Genomic DNA, 15,545 nt, shown 5'->3' on the forward strand with positions numbered 1-15,545 from the left:
GGGGCCGTGCGTTGTTTCTGACGGACGGCCTCCATCTCACCCTGAACAACCATATCATGAAAAACCGATTCCTCAGAGCGCTTCTGCCGCTTTTTCTGCTTTCGTTCTTCCCTCTCTCTCCGGCAGGGGCGGCGGTTGCCGACAAGGTTGTCGCCGTTGTTGGCGGTGATGTTATTTTTCGCTCGGAGCTTGACAGCCGCGAAACCATGACCCGTCTGCAATACCCCGACCTGAAGGACGACCGCAGTCTGCGGAGCTCCATTCTGGATGGCCTTATCAACCAGAAAATCATTCTGGCAAAAGCCCGGATTGACAGCGTCAGCATCAGCGAAAACGATATCGCCTCTTCAGCCGATGCCCGTCTTCGCCAGCTGAGCAGACGCTTTAGCTCAAAAGAGGATATGGAACGGCAGTTCGGCAAAAGCATTGAGGGCATCCGGCGCGATCTGGCCGGCGAGATTCGAAGCCAGCAGATGATAGAGACTCTCCGTCGCCAGAAATTTTCGGGTGTGACAATAGGGTACGGTGAGGTCATGTCGTTTTACCGTGATAACCGTGATGCCATGCCGACGCTGCCGGAAGAGGTTTCCGTCTCCCAGATTCTGAAGTTTCCCGGTGTGACCAGAGCTGCGAAAGCTTCTGCCCGAAAGAAGATTGAGGATATTGAGAAGAAGTTCACAACAGGATTTCTCAGCTTCGATGAACTTGCCCGTCGCTACTCTGACGATCCGGGCTCTGCGCAACTTGGAGGAGATCTTGGTTTTGTGCAGCGGGGAGAGCTGGTAAAGCCTTTTGAAGATGCAGCCTACGGCTTGAAAGATGGGCATGTGTCGGGGATTGTGGAGACACGCTATGGCTTTCATATCATTCAGCGGCTCGGCAGGGAGGGGCGCTCAATCCATGTCCGTCATATTCTGGTTGCTTTTGATCGATCGGACAGGGATGAAGCTGAAACAGTGGCTTTGCTTGAAGCTATCCGTTCCGGACTGCTGGAGGGGAAGGGAAGTTTTGCTGAGATGGCCCGTAAATATTCTGACGATCCGGTGTCTGCAAGCCTTGGCGGAGCTGTTCTGGCGTCAGGCTCCTCCCGACCATATCTTGATCCCCGTTCGCTGCGTCCGGAACTTCAGGCAATCATCGGCGGACTCAGAACGCAGGGGGAAATAAGCCACCCCCGGAAAATCACTCCGCCGAGGGGAGAGCCTTTCTATGGCATGTTCAGACTGAACGAGCGCCGTCTGCCGCATACGCTTGATCCCGAAAAGGATTATGCCATGCTTGAGCAGCTTGCTCTGGATGATAAAAAACAGCGCCTCTTCAACGAGTGGGTCAGTGAGCTGCGCAGCGAAGTCTTTGTCCGCCGTTCAGACATCTAGGCGGCGGACATACCGGGCGTTCTTCTCAATGAACTCACGGCGTGGTTCCACTTTGTCCCCCATGAGCGTTGAGAATACTTTATCGGCCTCCATTGCGTTTTCAACGCTGACCTGCAGAAGCGATCGGTGTTCCGGGTCCATTGTGGTGCTCCAGAGCTGTTCGGGGTTCATTTCTCCAAGACCCTTATAGCGCTGGATGTGCACATTGGCTTTTCCTTTCCTCATCATATCGGCAATGCTGTTGCGCTCCTCGTCATCCCATGCGTACTGCTGATCTTTTCCGGCTTTAACCAGATAGAGTGGCGGCTGGGCAATATAGACCTTCCCTGCCTCAATGAGCGAGCGCATGTGGCGGAAGAAGAAGGTGAGCAGCAGGGTGCGGATATGTGCGCCGTCAACATCGGCATCAGTCATGATGATGATTTTGCCGTAGCGAAGTTTCTCCTGTGAAAACTCTTCTTCTCCGAAGTTGGTGCCGAGCGCAAGGATGATGGTTTTGATCTCCTCGTTTTCCAGCAATTTATGGAGTCGGGCTTTTTCCACATTGAGAATCTTTCCTTTCAGCGGCAGAATTGCCTGGAAGCTTCTGTCGCGCCCCTGTTTGGCGCTGCCGCCTGCAGAGTCGCCCTCCACAATATAGAGTTCGCAGTGCTCAGGGTCGTTGATGGAACAGTCGGCAAGTTTTCCCGGCAGTCCGGAACTCTCCAGCACCGATTTTCTCCGTGTCAGCTCCTTGGCCTTTCGTGCAGCCTCCCGTGACATGGCCGCCCCCTTCACCTTTTCTATGATCATTTTGATCACATTGGGGTTGCTTTCGGCAAAATCGGAGAGTTGCTCGTTGAGAACGCTTTCAACAATGCTCTGTGTTTCGGAGTTGCCGAGCTTTGTTTTGGTCTGTCCCTCAAACTGCGGTTCAGCAACCTTGACTGAAATGACGGCCGTCAACCCCTCCTTGAAGTCGTCGCCGGTGAGGGCTAGCTTCAGATTTTTAAGGAGGTCATTTTTCTGTGCGTAAGAGTTGAGGGTACGGGTCAGTGCTTTACGGAATCCGGTGACATGCGTTCCCCCCTCGTGTGTATTGATGTTGTTGACATAGCTGAACACATTTTCCTGATAGGAGTCGTTGTACTGCAGAGCAATTTCAACGATGGTCGAATCTTTTTCGCCGTAAATGTATACCGGCTCCTTGATGAGGTTGAGCCGGTTGGCGTCGGTGAAGAGAACAAACTCTTTCAGGCCGCCTTCAAAATGGAATGTCTCCTGCTCTCCCTCAATGTCCTGGACAACGATTTTGAGGTTACTGTTCAGGAATGCGAGTTCCCGCATCCGGTCGATGATGATGTCTTTCCGGAATTCGGTCACTTTGAATATCTCGGGATCGGGCATGAAGGTGGTTTTCGTGCCCCGCTCGGAAGTGGCTCCGATCTCTTTGACATCGCCTTCGGGTACGCCTCTGTGGTATCTCTGGAACCATGCTTTCCCGTCACGGTAAACCTCAACTTCGCACCACTCTGACAGGGCATTGACCACAGATGCACCGACGCCGTGCAGTCCACCGGAAACCTTGTAGGCCCCCTTGTCGAACTTACCGCCTGCACCGATAAGGGTCATGACCAGCTCAAGGGCCGATTTCTTCTTGTCCGGATGGATGTCCACCGGAATGCCGCGTCCATGGTCTATGACCGTGACCGAGCCGTCGGGGTTGAGCGAAACGAAGATATAGTCGTTGTAGCCTCCAAGTGTTTCGTCGATGGAGTTGTCTACGATTTCATAAATGAGATGATGGAGCCCGCGGCTGTGGATGTCGCCGATGTACATGGCCGGACGCATGCGCACATGCGCAATTCCGTCAAGGACCTGTATGTTTGTTGCTCCGTAATTTGTCGGGGTGGGGGTCTGGATGTCGGCTTCCTGCATAATTGACAGTTACAATGACTGGAGGTTATAGAATGCTATGCAAAGATAATAAAAATCAGGCAAGTATGTGGTATTTTCACCCCCTTCCGGGGTCATGAAATGCATCGGTGAAAAGCTCGACGCTTCGTGCCCGAAAACGCCCTCCGGAGAGGGGCTCGGCAATGATTCCGACGACATCGAACCGGCAGTCCGGTTCCCCTTCAGAGCTGAATGCCAGCCAGGCTTCAGCGGCCCGGGCAATCTCCCGCTGTTTTCCTGGCGTTACAGCTTCTGCGGGCTCTCCTTTTGTTGCTGAACTTCTGGTTTTGACCTCTATGAAGCAGACCGTCTCTCCGTCCATGGCAATGATATCTATCTCGTTGCGGTGGAACCGGAAGTTTCGCTGCACGATCCGGTAGCCTTTCTTCTCAAGGAACCCTGCGGCGATCCGCTCTCCTTCCCTTCCAAGGAGCCATGGCTGATTGCTGTTCATGCTTCGTTGAGTCGCCTGACCTTGAAGCTGAAGCGATGTATGGGGCATCGCCCGTGCTGGCGGATTGCGCTGATATGCATGGCGGTCGGATATCCCGCATGCCGGGCGAATCCATACTCCGGATACTCCCGGTCATAGCTGCTCATGATTGCATCACGGGCAGTTTTTGCAAGCACTGATGCGGCAGCTATCGAGTAGATGTATGCGTCTCCCCCTACAAGAGTTCTGTAGGCAACCGGAGTTTCAGGGGAGAACCTGTTTCCGTCCACAAGGAGCATGTCGGGCGTGAGTCCGAGTCCGCCAACCGCCCGGTTCATGGCAAGCATGGTTGCAGAGAGAATATTGATGCGGTCTATGGTTTGGGCATCAACAACTGAGACCGACCAGGCAAGGGCGGCATCCTGTATTGCGGGCGCCATCTCCCGGCGCAGTGAGGGCGACAGTTTTTTTGAGTCGTTCATGCGGCCGAGAATCCCCTTTCCGGGACGGAACCAGCGGGGGAACACCACCGCAGCCGCAACCACCGGTCCGGCAAGGGGGCCTCTGCCCGCCTCATCTATCCCGCAGATGCGCTCCATTGAGTTCCAGAGTTGCTCTTCATAGTCGGTCAGCATGCGTGTGCCTGTTATTGTCGGTTCGTTTTTCCCCGGACATCGGGGCGGTTGCACCAAAGTTGTACAGGAGCCCTTTAATTTCTTATCTTGATAGTTAGCTTGCAAGTACTGTTTTTGCTTCTGACGCCCATCGTCCCCTGATGTCGGGGGTTTCTGAATTGATGGCGTCTCTCAGGAGGAGAGGGTGCCGGGAATGTGGTGTGCGTAGGCAGGGTCATTTGGCGGGGCATGAACGGCGGCTTCCCGTCCATTATTAAAAAAGGGAAAGGTCTGATATTACTATGAAGAAGAGTGTGAAAAAACAGCTGCTGATGAACAAGACCGGCGACGAGATACAGGTCGCGCTTGTTGAAGAGGGTCGTCTTGCAGAGTTGATCATTGAGCGGCCTGAAAGCCGCCGAAGCATTGGCGATATATATCTTGGCAGGGTTCATAAGGTTATTGAGGGGCTCAAGGCTGCGTTTGTCGATATCGGCCAGAAATCCGACGGCTTCCTCCATTTTTCCGATGTGGGCACCACAACCGAAGATTACAAGGCGCTGATTGAAGACGATGACGATGACGATGATGGTGGTGAGGGAGATGAAGAGGGCGATGCAAAAGGGAGTTCTGCGGTCCAGGCTGAACCTTCCGGCGCAAAGACGGTGGCGCGGAGCGGAGGACGGGGTCCTTCGGCCTCAGGGAAGGACAGCCGCTCTGAGCAGGCTGAAAAACGGCAGTCCTATACACAGATGATTGCCGGCAAGCTCAAGGCGAACGACTCCATTCTTGTCCAGGTCATCAAGGAGCCCATCAGCACAAAGGGTTCACGGCTCACTTCCGACATTACCATTGCCGGCCGTTTCATGGTTCTGCTTCCGTTTGGAGGAGGACAGGTGGCGGTTTCCCGCAGGGTTGTGTCGCGTAAGGAGCGTGCACGCCTGAAAAAACTTGTCCGCTCCATGCTTCCCGAAGGGTTCGGTGCCATTATCCGTACCGTTGCCGAAATGCAGGAAGAGTCCCTCCTTCGACAGGATCTTGAAATGCTGCTTGGCAAGTGGACGCAGATTGAGGAAAAACTTAAGGATGCCACTCCGCCGCAGCTTATTTTCAAGGAGGACACAATCATTTCGAGTGTTCTGCGTGACTCGCTGAATTCAGATGTCACCGAAATTGTTGCAAACTCCCCCTCCATACACAAGGAGACGCTCAATTACATTGAATGGGCGGCTCCGGACATGGTAAAGAATGTGTCGCTCTATCAGGGGAAGCTGCCGCTTTTTGAGGGGTACGGCATCGCAAAGGATGTTGAGTCCATTTTCTCACGCAAGGTATGGCTCAAGTCTGGTGGTTACATCATCATTGAGCACACCGAGGCCATGGTGGTTGTTGATGTCAACAGTGGCCGTTATGCAGCCAAGCGGGAACAGGAGGAGAACTCCCTGAAAACCAACCTCGAGGCGGCCCGTGAGGTTGTGCGGCAGCTCAGGCTTCGCGATATCGGCGGAATTATTGTTGTTGACTTCATCGACATGATGGATAGCCGCAACTCAAAAAAGGTGTACGACACCATGAAGGGAGAGTTGCGCAACGACCGTGCAAAATCCAACATTCTCCCTCTCTCGGACTTCGGTGTCATGCAGATTACCCGTGAAAGGATACGGCCGAGCCTTATGCAGCGCATGGGCGACCAGTGTCCGGCGTGTGGCGGTTCGGGAGTGGTGCAGGCCCGGTTCACCACAATCAACCAGATTGAACGCTGGCTGCGCAAATATGCTCTACAGCAGAGCATGAAGTTCCAGCAGCTCGACCTCTATGTAAGCCCTACCGTTATTGAGCCTCTACAGAACAGCGACATGAAGACCGAGATGAAGTGGTTTCTCCAGCACCTCCTCTTTGTGAGGGTGAAAGAGGATGAGAGTCTCAGGAGTGACGATTTCAGGTTCTATTCAAGAAAAAACAGCAAAGACATTACTGCCGAATACGGCGATCTATAAATGAAACCTCTCCCGCCCGATGAGGCGGCTCAGATGCGGCGGCCCCGGGGGGAGGAGAACGAAAGCACGAAGGAGACTGATTATGGGAGCGTATGATGCACTGAAAGAACAGATTCTCGGCTATGCCAAATATGCGGCAGCCGATGTTGGGCAGGTTGCGGGAGCCCGCGACGCTTTTATGCAATTCAAGGAGCTGCTCAACAGCGGCCATGTGCGCGCAGCTGAAAAGCTTGATGGCGTCTGGCAGGTCAACGGCTGGGTGAAGCAGGGAATTCTGCTCGGCATGAAGCTTGGCCGTCTTCAGGCCGGGCGGGTGGAGTCGGGGGCGGAAGGCTCCGCATTCACCTTCATCGATAAGGATACCTATCCTCTCCGTCAGTTTGCTGACGACTGCGGTGTGCGGATTGTGCCCGGCGGCTCCTCGGTCCGCGACGGATCATACCTTGCTCCCTCAGTTGTGATGATGCCCCCCGCCTATGTGAATGTGGGGGCCTATGTTGACGAAGGCAGCATGATTGACTCACACGCTCTTGTGGGCAGCTGTGCCCAGGTTGGCCGGAATGTCCATCTTTCGGCGGCCGTTCAGGTTGGCGGCGTGCTGGAGCCGGTAGGAGCCATGCCTGTCATCATTGAGGACGGCGTGATGGTGGGCGGCAACTGCGGCATTTATGAAGGCACCATAGTGGGTGAGCGATCCGTCATCGGGACCGGCGTGATTCTCAACGGTTCAACCCCGGTCTATGATATGGTCAACAATACCATTCACCGCAGAACGGAGGACTCCCCCCTTGTCATTCCCGAAGGGGCCGTGGTCGTTGCCGGCTCTCGCGGACTGAAAGGCGATTTTGCTACCGTTCATGGTCTGTCAATCTACACCCCGATCATCATCAAGTACCGCGATGCAAGGACGGATGCGGCCACAGCTCTCGAAGAGGCTCTCCGGTAAGGGGGGATAACCGGAAAATCAATGACGGCATGAAACAGCATTCAGGAGACCATCGGCTTTTCATGGCATGTGCTGCCGCACTGGTTATTGTGTTTCATCTGTATTCTCCCCCTTCCCTATCAGCCAAAGCTGCCGATGACCGCTATTTTTCTGCCGTCAAAGGCATTGAGCTTCTGGGTGATGTGTATCGTGAAGTGGCCGAAAACTATGTGGACACGCTCAGCATCAGCCGGCTGTCGTATTCGGCCATTGATGGCATGCTTGAGCCCCTTGACCCCTACACCGTTTTTCTGGACGAAGAGCAGTCGCGAGAACTCGGTGAGCTGACAAACAGCCAGTATGCCGGCATCGGCATCACCATTGCCTCAATTGAGGGCTCCATCTTTGTGACATCAGTGGAAAAGGGCTGGCCTGCGGCAAAGGCCGGAATGCGGGTGGGCGACCGGATTACAGAAATCAACGGGGTTCAGCTCAAGAAAAAAAGCCTTGACCGGGTTCGTGAACTTATCAAGGGGAATGCCGGCGTTCCTCTTGCCCTTGCGGTGGCCCGCAGAAATTCGGGCCATTTGACATTTGGGCTCTTGAGGGAGGAAATCAGGCTCAGTACGGTGACCTTCAGTGGTCTTGTGGATGGGTTTGGCTACATCGGGCTGGAGAGCTTTGGCACCCGTTCATTTGAAGATGTACAGAAGGCTCTTGCGGGCATCAGGGAGGAGGCCGCACATTCAGGCAGCCCTCCGAAGGGTATTATTCTTGACTTACGGGAAAACCCGGGAGGTCTTCTTGACGCAGCAGTTGATGTTACCTCGCTGTTTGTGCCGGAGGAGAGTCCTGTTGTTTCCATCCGCGGCCGTTCTGCGGGCAGCACAAAGTCCTACACGACCAAGCGGCCTCCGGAGGAGTCCGACATTCCGCTCGCCATTCTCATCAACGCCAGAAGTGCCTCTGCGGCGGAAATTGTTTCCGGTGCCGTGCAGGATCTTGACCGTGGCATTCTGATCGGCGAACGATCCTTTGGCAAGGGGCTGGTTCAGTCAGTCATCAACCTTCCCTACGATAGTGCTCTCAAGCTGACCACGGCAAAATACTACACACCGTCGGGCCGTCTTATCCAGAAAGAGGAGAACGGCGCTTTGGCCTCTGCCCGTGATGTGCTGACACCCCGCAAACGAGATGGCGATGGACATGAAGTGTTCAGGACGGCAGCAAAGAGGAAGGTTTATGGCGGAGGGGGCATAGCTCCTGATATTACCGTTGAGGCTCCAGGGGAATCTGCCTATCTTGACCAGCTGCGCTATCGGGGGATGCTGTTCCTCTTCTCTCTCGAGCAGGCTGCTTCCGGCGTTGGAGCATCTCCAGATAGCGCAGCTCTGATGCCGGCGTTCAACCATTTTCTTGAGAATCACGACTTTTCTTACCGCTCTGCAGACCAAAAGCGGTTTGATCTCTTTATGGAGAGCTTTGACGGGGGTGAGGGTGGAAAGAAGAGCCTGCAGGTGCTTGAGGCTGGACGGGATGAGCTTGAACGGCTGAGGAAAATGGAGGTTGCCGGTGCTGCGGAGGATGTTGCAGTGGCGCTTCGTGAAGAGATTGTCCGGCTATGCGACCCCAAGGCCGCCCGCCGCCTTGAGCTGGCCCGCGACCCTCTTTTCAGAAAGGCTGCGGAGGTGCTTTCAGCCCCCCGGCAATACGCCCGTCTGCTCCGTCCCTGAGGGCGCGTTTCTGAAAGTTTCTGATGCTCTTCTGCACTCCCAGGGCAATCATCAGATTGCTGATGCTCAGCAGACTCTCTGCAGAGCCATGCAGAAGGTCGTCATGGGAGAGGGTCGGGTAGCCCCGGACCTCGGTTGCCAGATACATGCAGAAGACGGTAACCGAAATAAAGACAAGAACAAACCAGAATCCCCCCACAGTCAGCCCTGAAAAGAGGTCCCTGTTGCGTCGCCATATGACAAGCAGCACAATCAGAAACGAAATATAGACAACGCTTGAGAGCTGCAGGATGGCATCAAAAACATCCTCGCCGAGCCACGACTGCGGTTTTCCGGAAATCATGATTGCGCCCATGAGCGCCATGAAGCCGGCCGGAGCGGCTTTCTTTGTCTCTTTGAGAATGCTCACTGTTGCCAGAAGAAGGGAAATGCTTCCGAAAAGATTGATGATTTCCGACAGATCAAGCAGAAAGGGGACGGTGTCTGTTGTTATATGGTATGCAAGCACCGAGAGGCTTCCCGCCCAGTGGGGCAGCATGGAGAGACCCAATATGGTGACGCTCCTGCGGCCGATGAGGCGTCCGTAGCGCACAAGCAGCAGTGAGGCCGCCAGCCACTCCAGCGACGAGAAGATATGGATGATCCAGTTGGGAAAGGAGAGCAGCATTTATCCTCCTTTGATCAGGTGGTAGATGTTCTTGGAGAAAATCTTCATCTGTACGCCCCATTTTGCCGGAACCATTTTTTTGTAGAGGTAGGAATCAAAGGTGATGTTCTGTACATCACGGTCGGCGCATATTGCAACAAAGCTTTCCCTCAGCCGGTCGGTTTTGTAGTAAACGCTCTGCAGCACTTCGAGGCCGAAAAAGATCGGAGCATACAGGCGGCGGAACTCCTTTTCATACTCCTGAAGAGGAGCGCCCTCCCTGATATGGCGTATCATGGCCTGCGCTCCGAGCTTTCCTGAGCGCATGGCAAAAAATATGCCCTCACCGTTTGCAGGTGTAACCAGGCCTGCAGCGTCTCCCACCAGAATGTTTTTCGCTGAGGAAAATGACTTTCTTGGCTTCATGGGGATTTTTGCCGCCTCCTCAAGAAAGGGTGCGTCGGTTATTCCAATTTTTTCAACGAATCGCTTCTGAAGGCCCTTGATGCTGTGCCGGTTGTCCTCGGTGCCGGTTCCTATCGCCAGGTGGTCGGCCTTCGGGAAAATCCAGCCATAAAAATCGGGTGAAACTTCCCCGTCAAACCAGATTTCCACCATAGTGCGAAACCGTTCAATAGAGGGGGTGTAATGGAACCGCTGCTGCATGGCAATCACCTTCAGCTCGTTTTGGGGGAAGCTCAGCTCTTCAGCGGTTTTCGAGTTCGCCCCGTCAGCTCCAATGATGTGGCGCGCCTCAAAGGGCGGGATCTTGTCGTTCAGTGTGGTGATGAGGTAGCCGTCGTCAGTCGGCATGATTGACGACATCAGCCCTTCGCGCACCTCGGCTCCAGCTTTTTCGGCTTCGCTGCGGAGCCAGTGATCAAATTTTTCCCTGCGCACCATTCCTACGAAGCCGTTCGGCATAACCATCTCAATCGTTCGTCCTTTGGGTGAACGGGCCCGCATCCGGGAGAGCTTTTTCTCCACCAGTTCATCCGGAATCGAGAACTCCTCTATAAGCCCGAGAGGAATGGCTCCCCCGCAGGGCTTGATATTTTCGAGGTTTCTTTCAAGAAGGATCACAGAAAGGCCCGCTCGTGCAAGTTCCGCTGCGGCTACAGCCCCCGAGGGCCCTCCGCCTATGACTGCCGTATCGTATCGCATTGGTTCATCGGAATGGAGGTTATCTGAAAAACTTCCCCTTTATGCCATAGCGGAAGCAAGGAATGCAGCGGCCTCTGTTATGTTGATTCTCTCCTGTGCCGCTGTGTCGCGGTACCGGACGGTTATGGTGCCATCTTCAATGGTCTGGTGGTCGACGGTAAAGCAGAACGGGGTGCCGATTTCATCCTGGCGGCGGTAGCGCTTGCCGATTGAGGCAGCGTCGTCATATTGCACCAGGAACTGTTCCGACAGCTCTGCCCGGAGTTTTTCAGCCACCTCCGCCATTTCGCCCTTTTTCATCAGCGGCAGAACCGCTGCCTTGACAGGCGCAACCTTCGGCGCGAGTTTCAGCAGTACGCGCTCCTCACCATCAATAACATCTTCATGGTAGGCGTCTGAAAGCAGAGCAAGAAAGAGCCGGTCGCAACCTGCCGATGTTTCCACCACATAGGGGGTGTAGCGCTCATTGGTTACCTGATCGACATACTCCATGTTTTTGCCGGAGAACTGCTGGTGCTGGCTCAAATCAAAATCAGTACGGGAGTGAATTCCCTCAATCTCCTCGATGCCGAACGGGAACTCGAACTTGATGTCGTAGGCAAGGTCGGCATAGTGGGCAAGCTTGTCGTGCTTGTACCAGTGAAGTTTTTCAGGTGAGATGCCGAGTGAAGAGGTGTACCAGTTGAACCGTTCCTCCCTCCAGGCTTCAAACGCCTCCACCTGGGTGCCGGGCTTGACGAAGTACTGCATCTCCATCTGCTCAAACTCAACCATGCGGAAAATGAAATTCCCTTTCACAATCTCGTTTCTGAACGCTTTGCCAATCTGCGCAATGCCGAATGGCACCTTCATGCGCGATGCTTCACGAACATTGTGGAAGTTGACAAAAATGCCCTGTGCCGTTTCCGGACGCAGGTATACTGTGCCGGAGGTGTCGGCAACTGCGCCCATGTCGCACTGGAACATCAGGTTGAACTGGCGTACATCCGTCCAGTCGCCGGAACCGGTGTCGGGAGCCTTGATTCCTTCGTCAATGATAAGCGAGTAGAGCGCCTTGTTGGGGTCAGGAGCGGTGCCGGCAGCTTCATACGCACCCTGAACAGCAAGAGCCTGTTCCTCTTTGCCCTCACGGCGGAGCTTTTCAATATGGTTCTCAATCAGGTGGTCGGCCCGGTAGCGGCGCTTTGTTGTCCGGTCGTCAATCATTGGATCATTGAAGCTTGATACATGCCCGGATGCCTCCCAAACGGTAGGGTTCATCATGATTGATGCATCAAGTCCCACAATGTTCCTGTGGCGGCGGGTCATCGCCCTCCACCAGAGATCCTTGATGTTCTTTTTCATTTCGCTGCCCAGCGGCCCGTAATCAAAGCAGGCTGAGAGGCCACCGTAGATTTCCGAGGAAGGGAAAACAAAGCCCCGCCGTTTGGCAAGTGAAACCAGTTTGTGCATAACTTTATCGGGCGCGGGCGCTGAACCCTTGACGCGTGCTGAATCGGGATTGGTCATGGTGCTGAAACAGTGTTGAAAAATGCGGCAACTGCCACAAGGGCAGAAAACAGACTAACGAATATAAGAAAGAGTGCGGGAAAATGGCAGGAAGGGTGGGTCAGGACTGGATTTCTGTTCTGAGCTCTATCTCTTCAAGGACGGCACTCACCCTGATGCATTGCTCAATCGGCCCCGTGTAGACTATCGACCGGCCGCTGTTGTGGACTTCCATGGTCAGCGCCTCCGCCTTTGCCCTGCTGCAGCGGACTGCCTTGATGATCTGGAAAATCACCTCATCGAATGAGTGTTCCTCGTCATTGAACAGCACCACCCGAAATGGTTCTGAAGTTCCTACGCCGGGAATTGAGGCAAGCACTTTTGTCTCCGGCTCCGCTTCCATTGCGACCTGTGTGATCAGTATGTTTCTCTGCATGTGAACAGTCTTTCTCTCTCGGTATTTACGGGGTTGGCTTTCTGCCGACAGTATAGATGAAAATACTGCGTCAGGAGCCGCTAAGCAAGGAGTACTCAGGGGCGGAGGACGGCCGGCGAAGATGCCTGAAGCGAAAAAGATCCGCCCGGAGCCACTTCAAGCGAACATGTCAGTCCCACAGGAAGGGTCATGAGGTCACGGATGTGCCCGTAGGAGAGCCCCTGCATAACCGGGCCCCCACTGAGCATCGCCCTGCTGTAATAGGTGAAGATGCTGTTCAGACGGGCCTCCTCCTGCTCGGTGGCGGTCATCTCACCCGAAAAAGCTCCCAGAAGCATCCCTCTGCATCCTCCAAGCAGCCCTGCATTTGCAAGATGCGAGAGCATGCGGTCAATGCGATATGCCGGTTCGTTGACATCTTCCAGAAAGAGGATCGCCCCCTGTAGATCAGGCATGTATGGGGTGCCAACCAGAGACGCAAGTACGGCGAGATTTCCCCCTATCAGCGGCCCTTCGGCCCTTCCCGGCTTAATGCAGGTTGAATGGTGAGATGGATGGTTCTGTAGCGATCCTGCATACTCCGGGTCTGTCAGTATTCCCCAGAAATGCTCTTCCGTGTAAAGGGTCGGCTGCCAGAGCTCAGTTGCCGCCATAGGCCCGGAAAACCCGATCAGGCCTGTTTTGGCAAAAATGCCAAGCGACAAGGCCGTAATGTCGGAATAGCCCACAAGAATTTTGGGGTTTGCTGCTATGAGGCTGTAATCAAGCTGACCCAGAAGCCTGGATGATCCGGCCCCTCCACGCAGGCAGACTATGGCGCGAACAACGGGGTCACTGAAAAGCTTGTGAAGGTCCTCAAGTTTTTCGCCATCTGCTCTTGCCGGATCGGTGTCTATCCGGTTGAGATGCGGTGCGTGCTGCACCCTGTAGCCTTTGGATTCAAGATATGCTGTTGCCAGCCCTATCCTCTGGGGGTGTGCTGAGTGTGATGCCGGGGATACCAGAGCTATGGTGTCGCCCTTTTCAAGGGCTTTGGGTATCGTGGGATGCATCCCCGGACATGTTTGATTCACACTGCGGGGAATCAGGAAATGGTTTCAGTGAGAAGAATCGCCTTGTTGCCGCTCACCTCAAAAAAGCCATCCTTGATGGAGAAGCTTTTTTCTGTTTTATCTCCGAGCGCCAGTCTTACCGGGCCTTTTTTCAGGGCAGCAAGAAGAGGCGCGTGGTTTTTCATCACCTGAAAGAGCCCGTCAAGGCCCGGAGCGGTAACACTTGTGACCTGTCCGGAAAAATGCAGTTTCTGGGGGGTGACGATATCCAACTCAAACCCTTTATCAGATTGTGCCATAGTGATGGTTCAGATTACAGGGTTTTCGCTTTTTCGATTGCCTCTTCAATAGTACCGACAAGGTAGAATGCATTTTCCGGCAGGTTGTCGTGCTTGCCGGCTATGATCTCCTTGAAGCCCTTGATGGTCTCTTCAAGCTTTACATACTTTCCTGAAAGTCCGGTGAAGGCCTCTGCAACAAAGAATGGCTGCGAAAGGAAACGCTGAACCTTTCTTGCCCTTGAAACAACAAGCTTGTCCTCGTCGCTCAGTTCGTCCATACCGAGAATGGCGATGATGTCCTGAAGATCCTTGTAGCGCTGGAGAATCATCTTCACAGCCTGAGCTGTGTCGTAATGATCATCGCCTACAATGTTCGGATCAAGGATGCGGGATGTGGAGTCAAGCGGGTCAACAGCAGGGTAGATGCCAAGCTCTGCAATGGAACGGGAAAGCACCGTTGTTGCATCAAGGTGGGCAAAGGCCGTTGCCGGAGCCGGATCGGTAAGGTCATCTGCAGGCACATAGATGGCCTGTACAGAGGTGACTGAACCGTTCTTTGTTGAGGTAATCCTGTCCTGAAGTTCACCCATTTCAGTGGCCAGAGTCGGCTGGTAGCCCACAGCACTCGGCATACGGCCGAGAAGTGCCGACACCTCAGAACCTGCCTGGGTAAAGCGGAAGATATTGTCAATGAAGAGCAGCACATCGCGGTTCTCCTCGTCACGGAAGTACTCCGCAATGCTGAGGCCGGTAAGAGCAACGCGTGCGCGGGCTCCGGGAGGCTCGTTCATCTGGCCGAACACGAGAGCGGTCTTGTCAATGACGCCCGACTCCATCATTTCATGCCAGAGATCGTTTCCTTCACGGGTCCGCTCGCCTACGCCGGCAAATACACTGTACCCCGACTGCTGTTTTGCAATGTTGTTGATGAGCTCCATGATGAGCACGGTCTTTCCTACACCGGCGCCACCGAAGAGGCCTGTTTTTCCGCCGCGTGAATACGGCTCAAGAAGATCAATGACCTTGATTCCGGTCTCGAACATCTCTGCCTTGGTGGAGAGATCTTCAAACTTCGGAGCGGAACGGTGGATCGAATAGGTTTTCTTTGCATCAACAGGGCCGAGGCCGTCGATGGGATCTCCTACAACATTGAGCATTCTTCCCAGCACGCCTTCGCCTACCGGAGCCTGTATCGGCCTGCCCGTGTTCTCGACAGCCATTCCTCTGATGAGACCATCCGTGCTCTCCATTGCCACTGTGCGGACACGCTCTTCACCGAGGTGCTGCTGTGTCTCAAGAACGATTTTCGTTCCGTCAGGTTTTGCAATGCTCAGTGCGTCAAGGATCGCCGGCAGCTGTCCTTCGGGGAAATCAACATCAACAACTGGGCCGATGATCTGGGAAATCTTGCCTTCTTGCATAGTGACAGTATGGATAGGATTTAAAGTGCAGTCTATGAAATCTA

At 54.2% G+C, this 15,545-nt stretch carries 14 protein-coding genes; 4 read left to right on the forward strand and 10 right to left on the reverse strand.

From position 1 onward, the window contains the following. Positions 1-56 precede the first annotated feature (56 nt). Positions 57-1,376 (forward strand): peptidylprolyl isomerase, encoded by a 1,320-nt coding sequence (locus EKD02_RS05395; RefSeq protein ID WP_126341680.1) that lies wholly within the window; start codon positions 57-59, stop codon positions 1,374-1,376. On the opposite strand, the gene gyrB is transcribed toward EKD02_RS05395, so the two are convergent. From gyrB to rnhB, 3 genes are all read right to left on the reverse strand, one after another. Beyond that, the gene (gene gyrB, locus EKD02_RS05400; protein ID WP_011889275.1) at positions 1,365-3,293 is read right to left on the reverse strand and encodes a DNA topoisomerase (ATP-hydrolyzing) subunit B; all 1,929 of its coding nucleotides are present in this window, start codon (positions 3,291-3,293) and stop codon (positions 1,365-1,367) included. The genes EKD02_RS05395 and gyrB overlap by 12 nt on opposite strands. Before the next feature lie 76 nt (positions 3,294-3,369). Beyond that, positions 3,370-3,765: a YraN family protein gene (locus tag EKD02_RS05405; protein WP_126341681.1), complete on the reverse strand. Its 396-nt coding sequence runs from the start codon at positions 3,763-3,765 to the stop codon at positions 3,370-3,372. After that, positions 3,762-4,433: a ribonuclease HII gene (gene rnhB, locus EKD02_RS05410; RefSeq protein ID WP_244924405.1), complete on the reverse strand. Its 672-nt coding sequence runs from the start codon at positions 4,431-4,433 to the stop codon at positions 3,762-3,764. The genes EKD02_RS05405 and rnhB overlap by 4 nt, the downstream gene beginning before the upstream one ends. A 227-nt stretch (positions 4,434-4,660) precedes the next feature. Between rnhB and EKD02_RS05415 the strand changes: the two genes are divergently transcribed. The 3 genes from EKD02_RS05415 (at position 4,661) to EKD02_RS05425 (ending at position 9,013) form a co-directional block, all read left to right on the forward strand. Beyond that, a complete protein-coding gene (locus EKD02_RS05415) occupies positions 4,661-6,355 on the forward strand; it encodes an Rne/Rng family ribonuclease (protein ID WP_126384349.1) in 1,695 nt (564 codons plus the stop codon). Between the two features lie 82 nt (positions 6,356-6,437). Next, a complete protein-coding gene (locus EKD02_RS05420) occupies positions 6,438-7,301 on the forward strand; it encodes a 2,3,4,5-tetrahydropyridine-2,6-dicarboxylate N-succinyltransferase (RefSeq protein ID WP_126384353.1) in 864 nt (287 codons plus the stop codon). Positions 7,302-7,330: 29 nt separating this feature from the next. Next, the gene (locus EKD02_RS05425) at positions 7,331-9,013 is read left to right on the forward strand and encodes a S41 family peptidase (protein ID WP_126384356.1); all 1,683 of its coding nucleotides are present in this window, start codon (positions 7,331-7,333) and stop codon (positions 9,011-9,013) included. Here the strand turns inward: EKD02_RS05425 and EKD02_RS05430 are convergent. The 7 genes from EKD02_RS05430 to atpD form a co-directional block, all read right to left on the reverse strand. Continuing rightward, positions 8,952-9,680, reverse strand: a complete 729-nt coding sequence (locus EKD02_RS05430) for a DUF3593 domain-containing protein (protein ID WP_126341686.1) — start codon at positions 9,678-9,680, stop codon at positions 8,952-8,954. The two genes, EKD02_RS05425 and EKD02_RS05430, sit on opposite strands and share 62 nt — an antisense overlap. Next, positions 9,681-10,823 (reverse strand): geranylgeranyl diphosphate reductase, encoded by a 1,143-nt coding sequence (locus tag EKD02_RS05435; protein ID WP_011889282.1) that lies wholly within the window; start codon positions 10,821-10,823, stop codon positions 9,681-9,683. It abuts the gene before it with no gap. Between the two features lie 39 nt (positions 10,824-10,862). Beyond that, positions 10,863-12,332, reverse strand: a complete 1,470-nt coding sequence (locus EKD02_RS05440) for a glycine--tRNA ligase (RefSeq protein ID WP_160460110.1) — start codon at positions 12,330-12,332, stop codon at positions 10,863-10,865. 100 nt (positions 12,333-12,432) lie between these two features. Continuing rightward, positions 12,433-12,714: an ATP-dependent Clp protease adaptor ClpS gene (locus EKD02_RS05445; RefSeq protein ID WP_011889284.1), complete on the reverse strand. Its 282-nt coding sequence runs from the start codon at positions 12,712-12,714 to the stop codon at positions 12,433-12,435. A gap of 128 nt (positions 12,715-12,842) precedes the next feature. Further along, the gene (locus EKD02_RS05450; protein WP_011889285.1) at positions 12,843-13,799 is read right to left on the reverse strand and encodes a S66 peptidase family protein; all 957 of its coding nucleotides are present in this window, start codon (positions 13,797-13,799) and stop codon (positions 12,843-12,845) included. Positions 13,800-13,831: 32 nt separating this feature from the next. Further along, on the reverse strand, positions 13,832-14,098 hold the full coding sequence (locus EKD02_RS05455) for a F0F1 ATP synthase subunit delta/epsilon (RefSeq protein WP_011889286.1): 267 nt from the start codon (positions 14,096-14,098) through the stop codon (positions 13,832-13,834). A gap of 14 nt (positions 14,099-14,112) precedes the next feature. Then, positions 14,113-15,501 (reverse strand): F0F1 ATP synthase subunit beta, encoded by a 1,389-nt coding sequence (gene atpD / locus EKD02_RS05460; RefSeq protein ID WP_126341687.1) that lies wholly within the window; start codon positions 15,499-15,501, stop codon positions 14,113-14,115. Between the last annotated feature and the right edge of the window lie 44 nt (positions 15,502-15,545).

This window comes from Chlorobium phaeovibrioides (assembly GCF_003968655.1).
Lineage (GTDB): Bacteria > Bacteroidota > Chlorobiia > Chlorobiales > Chlorobiaceae > Chlorobium > Chlorobium phaeovibrioides.